At 61.8% G+C, this 10,245-nt stretch carries 11 protein-coding genes; 7 read left to right on the top strand and 4 right to left on the bottom strand.

The window, feature by feature from the left end:
- From WBB85_RS02585 to WBB85_RS02615, 7 genes are all read left to right on the top strand, one after another.
- Nucleotides 1-1,396: thiamine pyrophosphate-binding protein (locus tag WBB85_RS02585; RefSeq protein WP_432637062.1), on the top strand; the 1,396-nt coding region annotated here is incomplete at its 5' end.
- Nucleotide 1,397: 1 nt separating this feature from the next.
- Nucleotides 1,398-1,766: a carboxymuconolactone decarboxylase family protein gene (locus tag WBB85_RS02590; protein ID WP_432637063.1), complete on the top strand. Its 369-nt coding sequence runs from the start codon at nt 1,398-1,400 to the stop codon at nt 1,764-1,766.
- Nucleotides 1,767-2,120: 354 nt separating this feature from the next.
- Nucleotides 2,121-3,374, top strand: a complete 1,254-nt coding sequence (locus tag WBB85_RS02595; protein ID WP_432637064.1) for a tyrosine-type recombinase/integrase — start codon at nt 2,121-2,123, stop codon at nt 3,372-3,374.
- Nucleotides 3,375-3,385: 11 nt separating this feature from the next.
- Nucleotides 3,386-4,057 (top strand): hypothetical protein, encoded by a 672-nt coding sequence (locus WBB85_RS02600; RefSeq protein WP_432637065.1) that lies wholly within the window; start codon nt 3,386-3,388, stop codon nt 4,055-4,057.
- Nucleotides 4,058-4,144: 87 nt separating this feature from the next.
- Nucleotides 4,145-4,339, top strand: a complete 195-nt coding sequence (locus tag WBB85_RS02605; RefSeq protein WP_432637066.1) for a helix-turn-helix transcriptional regulator — start codon at nt 4,145-4,147, stop codon at nt 4,337-4,339.
- 3 nt (nt 4,340-4,342) lie between these two features.
- A complete protein-coding gene (locus WBB85_RS02610) occupies nt 4,343-4,774 on the top strand; it encodes a hypothetical protein (RefSeq protein ID WP_432637067.1) in 432 nt (143 codons plus the stop codon).
- Nucleotides 4,771-5,976 (top strand): AAA family ATPase, encoded by a 1,206-nt coding sequence (locus WBB85_RS02615; protein ID WP_432637068.1) that lies wholly within the window; start codon nt 4,771-4,773, stop codon nt 5,974-5,976. The genes WBB85_RS02610 and WBB85_RS02615 overlap by 4 nt, the downstream gene beginning before the upstream one ends.
- A 211-nt stretch (nt 5,977-6,187) precedes the next feature.
- Here the strand turns inward: WBB85_RS02615 and WBB85_RS02620 are convergent, their stop codons facing one another.
- From WBB85_RS02620 to WBB85_RS02635, 4 genes are all read right to left on the bottom strand, one after another.
- Nucleotides 6,188-7,765, bottom strand: coding sequence for an ABC transporter substrate-binding protein (locus tag WBB85_RS02620; RefSeq protein ID WP_432637069.1), 1,578 nt, complete (start codon nt 7,763-7,765; stop codon nt 6,188-6,190).
- A gap of 126 nt (nt 7,766-7,891) precedes the next feature.
- Nucleotides 7,892-8,740 (bottom strand): alkaline phosphatase family protein, encoded by an 849-nt coding sequence (locus tag WBB85_RS02625; RefSeq protein ID WP_432637070.1) that lies wholly within the window; start codon nt 8,738-8,740, stop codon nt 7,892-7,894.
- Nucleotides 8,740-9,924 carry an acetyl-CoA C-acyltransferase gene (locus WBB85_RS02630; RefSeq protein WP_432637071.1) on the bottom strand — a complete coding sequence of 395 codons (1,185 nt, stop codon included), beginning with the start codon at nt 9,922-9,924 and terminating at the stop codon, nt 8,740-8,742. The genes WBB85_RS02625 and WBB85_RS02630 overlap by 1 nt, the downstream gene beginning before the upstream one ends.
- A gap of 19 nt (nt 9,925-9,943) precedes the next feature.
- Nucleotides 9,944-10,245, bottom strand: a 302-nt coding sequence (locus WBB85_RS02635) for an AMP-binding enzyme (protein WP_432637072.1), incomplete at its 5' end; no start/stop codon positions are given.

Genomic DNA, 10,245 nt, shown 5'->3' on the forward strand with positions numbered 1-10,245 from the left:
CTCCATCGCCGGGTCGCTCGCGTCATCCCATGTCTACCGCGATGCTTTTCAGGAGGTGGATCAGCAGGCTTTGTTCACCCCGATAACCAAGAAGACCTGGACTGCGACGAGCGCCGACCGGGTGCCCGAAATGGTGCGCGAGGCATTCCGCGTAGCGATGACGCCCCGGCGCGGCCCGGTGCAGCTGAACCTGCCGCGCGACGTGCTATCGGCGCAGGCGGAATTCGACGCGTTCCAGACCCCCGAAACCTATCGCAGCCAATCCGTGCCCGCCGCGCCGGAGGAGGCCATCGCCGAGGCAGCGAAGATGCTGGCGGGCGCATCCCGCCCGGTGATCATCGCGGGCGGTGGTATCAAGAACACCGGCGGCCATGTACAGGCGCTGGCTTTGGCCGAGGCGCTGAACGCCCCCGTCGTCACCTCCCCCGGTCACGGCGATGCGATCCCCTTCGGCCATCCGCTGAATGCGGGTCAGATGGGTCCGCGCGGCAATATCGTCGCCTCGCGTCTGGTGCGCGAGGCGGATGTGATCCTCGCGCTGGGCACACGGGTCGGCTTCAACACCACCTTCTACAGCTACGACAATATCAACCGCGATGCCGCGATCATTCATGTGGAACTGGAACCGACCGCCATTGGGCGTTACTTCCCCGTCGCCCTCGGCATCTGGGCCGATGCGCCCACCGCCGCCACGCAACTGACCGAGGCCCTGACCCGGATCCGGGACCGCGCCAGCGCCGAGGCATGGACCGAGGCCTATAAGGCCGAGCGTCAGGCCTTTCTCGCCAAACGCGACGCCGATGCGCAGGTGGGTGCCATGCCGATCCAGCCCTCGGGCCTGTTCAAGACCCTGCGCGACGTGCTGCCGAAGGATGCCGCTGTCACGATGGATGCGGGCACGCTTTGCCTTCAGGCCACCGATGCGTTGAACTACTGGACGCCGAAGAGCCTTTTTACCCCACTCGATTTCGGCCTTGTCGGCTTTTCCTTCGCCTGTGGCCTCGGGATCAAGCTGGCCGCCCCGGAACGCCCCGTGGTCAGCCTGATGGGCGATGGCGGCTTTGGCATGACCGTGTCAGAGCTGTCGACCGCCGTCGATCACGGCATCAACACGGTGACCGTGGTGATGAACAACGGCTGCTGGGGCGCGGAAAAGGCCTATCAGCGCGACTTTTTCGGCGGGCGATATATCGGGGCCGATATTTCCTCTCCTCCCTTTGACAAGCTGGCCGAGCTTTACGGGGCCAAGGGTTACCGCGCTGATACGCTGAAAGGCATGGCCGAGGCGATTGAGGCGGCGCTGGATTGTGGCAAACCGGCTGTGATCGACGTGGCCGTCGACCCCGCGGCGCTCTATTCCTTCCGCCGCGACAGTTTCAAGCACAGGGGGGGCTGAGATGGCCGACAAGCAATACCCGGCGACCGAGGCGCAACGCGCCACCGGCGACTGGAACCCGATGTGGGACACATTGGCCGAGATGGATCCGGACTATCTGGAAACCTTCCTCGCCTTCCGTGCGGTGCCACAGACCAAGGGCCCGTTGGAACAGAAATACAAGGAACTGATCTTCATCGCGATCAACGTGGCGACGACCCATCTCTGGCCCTCGGGCGTGCGGCGCCACATCCAGAACGCGCTGAAGGCCGGGGCAACGAAAGAGGAAATTCTTGAGGTCATACAACTGACCTCGATCATGGGTATCCACTCCATGGCGCTCGGCCTGCCGATCCTCATGGAAGAGCTGGCGCGCAGCGACGAGGGGTAATGCGCTTGTCAGAGCCGTTGGGCTGGCAGCAACGAGCCGGCTGATTCACCGGGCAACCCGCGCCCCAAGGACGCGCAAAGGGATGGCCCGCCCTGCGATCCTGTCTAACCCGTCAAGTCCTTGATTTGTTTGGTGGAGCCAAGCGGGATCGAACCGCTGACCTCTTGAATGCCATTCAAAACTATACCCCTAAATTGGCCTAACAAATCAAAACATCAGAATGCCGAAAGAACCCTTGATAATATGGGAAAATTAGCTCATGTTAGGCGGTGTTAGTAACTTGGGGTAACGCGGTCAATCTGCCGAATCTGTTACCCCAGTGTTACCCCAGATACCTTTTGACTGGAAACCGGCATGGCGAAAGCATTCACGACAAAGGGGGTTGAGGCGATCAAAGCTGACCCGGCACGGCGGCAGGAAATCCCCGATGCAGGGCTGTCCGGCCTCTATTTGATTGTCCAGCCGAGCGGCGTGAAATCGTGGGCGCTGCGGTATCGTGTCGGGGGCAAGCCTTCCAAGCTGACGCTCGGGCGCTGGCCGATCATGGGCGTTGCCGATGCGCGAGGGGCCGCGGCGGTGGCGCTCGAAAAGGTCGAGCGGGGCGACGATCCGGCGGCAGAGAAAGCGACGACCAAGGCCGCGCGGATCGAGGCACAGCTAGACGAGCGCGACAAGTTTTCGAACGTGGTTGACTTGTTCCTGAGACGCCATGCCTCGCGCAACCGCCGTCACAATGATGTCGCCGCGATGTTCCGGCGCGAAGTGATCCAGCAATGGGGCGAGCGCAAGATCGGTGATATTGCCAAGCGCGACGTGATCGACGTTCTGGACGCAGTTGTGGACCGGGGCAGTCCCGTGACGGCGAACCGGCTGCGGGCGCATCTGAATACGCTGTTCAACTGGGCGAAAGGTAGGGACATTGTGCGGGCGAACCCGTTGGACGGGATCAAGCCGCCGTCACCTGAGAAGGCGCGGACCCGCGTTCTGAGCAATGACGAGATTCAATGGTTCTGGAAGGCTTGCGACAAGCTCGGCCAACCGTTCGGGCCGCTATTCAAACTCATGCTGTTGACCGGCCAGCGTCGCGGCGAGGTCGGTGGAATGAGTGATCGAGAAATTACCGGTGATGAGTGGGTCATTCCGGCCGCACGGGTAAAGAATGGCGAGGAGCACACCTTGCCGCTGTCAGAGGCCGCGCGCGACGTTCTGGCGGGCGTGGACCGCATCAGCGGTAAGTCGGGGCTGATCTTTACGACAACCGGCGCGCGGCCTGTGTCAGGCTTCACACGGGCCAAGGAGCGGCTTGACCGGCTGATGATCGAGATTGGCAACGAAGGTCAGCGCGACGAAGCCGAGTTGCCGCCATTCACGCTTCACGACTTGCGCCGCACGACCGCAACCGGCATGGCGGGGCTAGGCTTCCCTCCGCATGTTGTCGAGGCGGTGCTGAACCATCGCAGCGGAACGCGAAGAGGCGTTGCGGGCGTCTATAACCGCTTTGACTATGCCGACGAGAAACGCGCGGCGCTCGAAGCCTGGGCGCGATCTGTCTTGGCTTTGGTCAACGGCAAGGCCGACAACGTGGTGCGGATGGAGGCGGGGCGGTGAACTCTCCTCAAATGATGTATACCGACCGGATCACGTATGCCGACTACTTAATAGCCACGCGAGATGAACTGGCTATCGAAGAAGAAGCTCTGACGCTTTCTGATCGAAATGACGGTAGCGACTTCAATGCCCGCGCCCGCGCCTCGATCGTTGATGCTTTGCTCAGGGTTGATGAGGCCAAGATAAACGGCTGTTACGACGTACTTCGTGGGCGAATGCTGGCTATAGTTAAAACCGAGGATGCAGAATCTGGTCACGCGGCGCGGTTGAAACAATTCGGCGAGAACATGAAAAAAGTGTTCGAGAGCGACGGGTTTGACGCTTGGGCGGAACACTTCTCAAACTTCCTATCGGGACTGCAAAGCCCCGACGCGGCTCAACGCAAACGATTTAATGACCTTTTTGACAACCTGGAGATTGGAAGCTGGCACCCACACGACAGTCCCGCACTTTTTGCAGCACTTGAGCGAGTAAGAGGGCGGCAAGGGAGGCCGTCCGTCTCTCCGCCATGGCGCAACGTGAATGACCATTTGGACGCGATACGCAAATTATGTGCATCCGGGCATACTATCCCGAGCGCAGCACGCTCCGTAGCCGATGCAGAGGGCAATGCAGCAAGTCAGAGTCGAGCCAAGTATTTTGAACGGCTTTATCGGGAAAAGATAAAGCTCAGAGGACAATAAAACCCGGCGCATTTTAATCGCTGCGATTTGCCGTCAATTTTGTGTTTCTTGTTCTGCCACGACCTAGCGAGAAAAGGTTCTGGCAACATGATCGAGCAAGAAAAACACATAACGGCGGCGGTGGTTCGCGAAATCTGCGGCGCAGTCAGCGACATGACGATTTGGCGTTGGCAGAACGACCCGACGCTGAACTTCCCAAAACCGATCTACATTGGCCGCCGCCGCTACTGGCGCGAGGCCGACGTTATCGCATGGCTCAATGCCCAAGCAGAGGCGGCCTGAACCATGGTCGAGCAGCAAAACGAAAACCCCGGCGCGCTGGCGGGCGCAACCGGGGCTGAAATCGAAACGGCAAGTTTCAAGACAGCATCTTACCGTCTCCGCGCCGAATGGGCAAACGCTTTGGTGTTTTGCCTGGGCGAGGTTCACGCCGACGACGCTGCACAAATCTGCGCGGCCTATCTCGACCGGCTGCGCACCTCTGGCCCCGCGCATCCGTTCCTGAACGAGGTTCGCGAGGAAGCCGAATACTGGGCCTATTGCGCCCATGTCCCCGAGCTTGAGGCGGTTGTGCTGGCGGGTTTGCGGCGGCTTGGGGAGATGGCGCTCGGGATCGGCTGCCGAAAGCGCCTTTTCGTGAAGCTCTGGGATTCCTTTAGTGATGCCGACCGGCTGAGCTTCGCCCGGCGTGTCGGAGTGATCGGGGGCGGCATATGAAGACGCTTCGCGATGTCGCTGACATGCGCCCGCTGCCGCCACCCGAGGCATACCGCGATGCGTCGTCAGAGCCAGTCAGGACAACCACAGCGCCGCTACACGCAACGGAATTTTTCTGGCGCGACCCGGTCAGCATTCCCCCGCGTCCGTGGGTCTATGGGCACCACCTGATCCGCAAGCAAGTGTCCGTGACGGTCGCGCCCGGCGGAGTCGGGAAATCGTCTCTGACGATCTGTGAGGCGCTGGCGATGGTATCCGGTCGCGAACTGCTGGGCGAATGGACCGCCAAGGGTCTCAAGGTCTGGCTCTACAACTTGGAAGACCCGCGCGACGAAATGGATCGTCGCATCATCGCGGCGATGCAACACCACCACGTCAGCCCCGAGGAAATCGCGGGGCGTCTCTATGTGGATACCGGGCGGGAACGTACTCTGAGCATGGCGGTCCAAACCCGCGAGGGCGTCCAGATCATCAAGCCGGAACTGGACGCCTTGGCCAGTGAGATCGAGGAGCGGGAAATCGACGTGCTGGTCGTCGACCCTTTCGTGTCATCGCATCAAGTGTCGGAAAACGACAACGGCGCAATCGACCTGGTGGCAAAGGAATGGGCGCGTCTGGCGGATCGGTGCAACTGCGCAATCGAACTCGTCCACCACACTCGCAAGACCAATGGCGAGGAAGCGACGACCGAGAGCGGGCGCGGCGCATCTGCCCTTCTGGCGGCGGCGCGGTCCGGTCGGGTGCTCAACAAGATGAGCGACAATGCAAAAGAGGAAGCGGGGGTTCTGAACGACCCCGCAACCTATTTCAGCGTTGACCGGGACAAGGCAAACCTTGCCCCCAAGGGGAACCGGGTATGGCGTCGCATGGCGTCGGTGCGCCTGGCGAACGGCGATGCCGTGGGCGTGGCCGAGGACTGGGAATGGCCCGGCACTTTCGAGGGTATGTCCGCCGATGATCTGTTGGCAGTGCAACGCGCACTTGACAACAAGGGGCTGCGATACTCCGATCAGGCTGGCGACGATTGGGCCGGCGTGACCATAGCCGAGGTGCTGGGATTGGACGTCACTGCGGACCGCAAGCGCATCAAGAAAATGATCGAGGCGTGGCTGAAATCCAAGGCGCTGAAAAAGGTCAAGCTACCGGACGCAAAGCGTATGGAGCGCCCCTGTCTGGAGGTTGGCGAATGGGCGAGCCAATGAGCGCCACACCCACCCTCGAAAGCATAGTGGGGCAAGGTGGAGCGCGCATCACCTGTTTGGCGTAGGGTGCGGCACATGAGGGGCAGCCTCACTGTCCAAGCAGAGACTGGTTCGAATTAGTCTGACAGCACCGAAACGAAAGGCCGCCGATCCGGTTGGACCGGCGGCCGGGCGTCAGTCGGCTGTTACCTCTGACAGGGAGAATCCCGGCTTAGGCGAGCCAGACGTTGCGCAGGGTCTGACCAAAGCCGCCCATCGCGCCGACCGAATGCGGTGTGTAACCCATGACGTTCTTTGCCGTCGCCTCAAGCTGGTTTTGGAACACCGGGTTCACGAAGCCGCCGTCGTCGTTCATCATGTGCAGCATGTCGCAGTACATCTGCGCCCGCTTGGCTTCGTCCAGCTCGGCGCGGGCGGCAAGGATCATCGCGTCGAATTCGTCCGAACCCCACATGGTCTCATTCCAACTGCCACCATTCATATGCGCGATGGTCAGGAATGCATCAACGGTCGGACGCGCCTGCCAGCCGGACATGGTCATCGGCTTCTGCATCCATATGTTCGACCAATAGCCATCAGAAGGGGACTTGATGACGTTGATATCGGCCGCACCCTTGGCGGATTGCTGGAAGGTCAGTGCGATGTCGTTTGCGGTGCTGCCCGCGGTCTCGGACGTGTAGAGATCGACCGCGTTGACGCCCGCCTTGTCGAAATAGAACTTCGCCTTGTCCAGGTCGTATTCGGCGGGCTTCACATCCTCGCACCAGTATTTGTAGGTGGGACCGATTGGTGTGTCAGCCGAAATTGTGCCGATCCCCTTGAACACCTGGTTCAGAATGAGTTCGCGATCGAGCGCATGCTTGATGCCCTTGCGGAAATCCGCGTTGTCCGTTGGCGCACGGTCGACCATCATCACGATATTGGTGAAACCGCCCGTGGGTGTGTTGTACAGCGTCACGGCGTCGTTGCCGCTCAGCTGTTCCACCGCAAAGGCCGGAACATCGCGGATGGCGTCCACGTCGCCTGCCAGCAATGTGCTGAGCGTTGCGTTGGCATCCGGCACCGGGATGAAGTCAATTCCGTCGAGGTAGGGCTTGCCTTCTTCGTAATAGTTGTCAAATCGCTCAAGGACCACACGCTCGCCGGGGATGAATTCCGTCACCTTGAACGGACCCGAACCGATGGCCATTGCGAAATCGGTATGGCCAGCAGGATGGATGGCGAGATGGTAGTCGGACATGATCACCGGCAAGTCGGCATTGCCTGAAGACAGGGTGATCTTGACGGTCGAGGCGTCCGGTGCCTCGATCGAGGTGACGGTCGACAAGAGCGCCTTGGCAGGGGATTCCGAACCCTCGGCGATGTGACGCGACAGGCTTTCGACCACATCGGCGGCGGTGACAGGCTGGCCGTTATGGAACGTAAGGCCGCCGCGCAGCTTGAAGCTCCACTCGGTGGCGGCGGCGTTGACGCTCCATTCTTCAGCCGCGTCACCTTCGACTTCCAGCGTCGGCGCGAAACGGGTCAGGCGCTGATAGACGCAGTTCGAATAGATGCCGTCATCGGTGTCGACCATGCGCACCGGTTCCAGCGTGTTGTCGGTGTTGCCCTGCGCGACCCGCAGCCAGCCGCCGCGCTTGGGCTCTTCGGCGCGGGCAGGTCCGGCCAAGGTAAGAATGCCGCTGGCCGCCGGCACCAGCAGGCCGAATGCGCCCGCGCGCTTGAAAAATCCGCGGCGGCTAAGTGCCCCGGCTTTGTATTGACGTACCAGGCTGTCGATGTCGGACATGTATTTTCCTCCCAGAGAACGAAGACGGGTTGTCCCCGCAGTTCCCCTGAGATTGCGGGCGTACCGCGCGCGGCACAAACAACCGATTTCATGACTTTGCCATAACTGAGGTTATGGGTCTGACTTTCACCGCTCGCGCACCAGGAATGGTTCTGCGGTCATGCCCGTCGGAACAGCCACACCCATTCGCGTCAGGATCGACGGCGCAAGTGCCAATTGGTCCAGCAGTGTGTCTTCAGGTGGCAGGGTACTGTCACCGAAGTAATAGAACGCGACGTCCTGTTGATCCTCCCCGGCACCACCGTGGTGGCCAAGGTCATCCTGGCCATGATCTGCCGTGACAATGACGTCATAGCCAAGAGCGCGCCAGCGGATCACGTAGGGCGCAAGGGCGGCATCTAGATAGTAGCATGCATCGCTCATCTCTCGTTTTCCGTGGCCAAAGCGGTGCCCCATGCTGTCGAGCGTCGAGGTATGCAACAATCCGTAGTCGATCCCCTTGGCCTCGCAGAGATAGGTCAGCGTCGCGAAAAGGTCCGCGTCGGACGGGCTCATCTGGTTGGCTTCGGTCGCATCGGCCATGGTATGGAAACGGCCATGGTGGATCGGGCCCTGCGGGCTGTCGAGTTCGATGTCCCGCACCGGGTCGAACGGCATCCGGTGGAACAGTTCGCTCCACCAGCTTAGCGCTACGGCACCCGTCTTACGCCCGGCCCCGGCGAGTTCGGAAAACACATCTGGCACCTTTAACCGCTGTCGGTGTTTGTTGCCACAGACACCGTGAACATGCGGCGAAAGCCCGGTATGGATCGAGGCGTAACAGGCCGAAGAGGTGGACGGCAGGACCGACCGCATCCGCCGCACACGGGCATGGCCCGAGGCTGCCCAGCCTTCAAGATTGCCGAACAGGCGTCGGAAATTCCGGTAGGGCACACCATCCAGGATGATGAGAAGCAGCTTTTCGGAACCGGTCATCAGCCCACCTCGAACAACCCGGCCGCTCCCATTCCGCCGCCAATGCACATCGTGACGACGACGTAACGGACGCCGCGCCGTTTGCCTTCGATCAGCGCGTGGCCGACAAGCCGCGCACCTGTCATCCCATAGGGGTGGCCCACCGAAATCGCGCCGCCGTTCACGTTCAGCCTGTCCGGGTCGATCCCCAGTTGATCGCGGCAGGGTATGGCCTGCGCTGCGAAGGCCTCGTTCAGTTCCCACAGCCCGATATCGTCGACCGTCAGTCCGGCCCGCTTTAGCAGTCGCGGCACGGCATAGATCGGGCCCATGCCCATTTCTTCGGGGGCGCAACCGGCGACGGCCATACCCCGATAGACCCCAAGCGACGAAAGCCCGCGCTTTGCAGCCGCTTCTGCAGACATCAGCACACAGGCCGAAGCGCCGTCCGACAACTGACTGGCATTGCCGGCGGTGATCAGCCCACCCTCGACAACGGGCTTAAGGCCGGCCAGCGTATCCGCCGTTGTGCCCGGGCGGTTGCCCTCGTCCCGCGTCAGGGTGACGGTTTCCTCGTGCACCTCGCCGGTTTCGCGGTTCTTGACCAGCTTAGTCGCCGTGACCGGCACGATCTCGTCATCGAAAGCCCCGGCGGCCTGCGCGGCGGCCGTACGGGCCTGCGATAGCGCCGCGAATTCGTCCTGTGCCTCACGCGTGATGCCGTGAAGCCGCGCCACGTTCTCGGCCGTCATCAGCATCGGCATATAGGCGTGCTCAGCCGCCCGGGTCACAGCGGGGTCTTTCTCGGCCATGACCCAGTCGAAATACCGCGCCTGGACCGCCGAGATATTTTCCTGCCCACCGGCCACCACGACGCCCATGCCATCGACCGCTATCTGCTTGGCCGCCGTCGCGATGGCCATCAGCCCAGAGGCGCATTGCCGGTCGATGGTCTGCGCTGCAGCGGTTGCTGGCAACCCGCCCGCCAGCGCCGCCAGCCGCGCGACGTTCAGCCCGGCGGTGCCGGCGGTCAGGACCGAGCCCATCACCACGTCTTCAACATCGGCCGGATCGACGCCGGACCTCTCGACCGCTGCGCGGATCGCGTGGCCCGCCAAGGTCGGCGACTTGATGTTGTTGAACGCCCCCCGGAAGGCAGAGCCGATGGGGGTACGGGCGGTCGAAACGATGACGACATCTTTCATAAGGGCGGTACTTTCCTATTTAGCAGAATCGGTTTCGAAGGGCTTTCTTGTCCAGTTTCCCGACCGAGGTCTTGGGCAGCGCCTCGACAATCTCGATCCGGTCGGGCGCGGCCCATTTCGACAGCGACCCATCGGCGACCGCCCTGGCGAAGGCGGCGCGAAGTGCTGTCACGATGGCTTCCGGGGCTTCGGTGCAGGCGACCACTAAAAGCGGGCGTTCGCCCCATTTGGGGTCTGGCACGCCGATGGCGGCGGCCTCGGCAACGCCTTCGACCCTGCTGGCAAGGTTTTCCAGCTCCAGCGAGGAAACCCATTCCCCGC

Origin of the sequence: Albidovulum sp. (assembly GCF_049646345.1) — a bacterium.
Classification (GTDB): domain Bacteria; phylum Pseudomonadota; class Alphaproteobacteria; order Rhodobacterales; family Rhodobacteraceae; genus Albidovulum.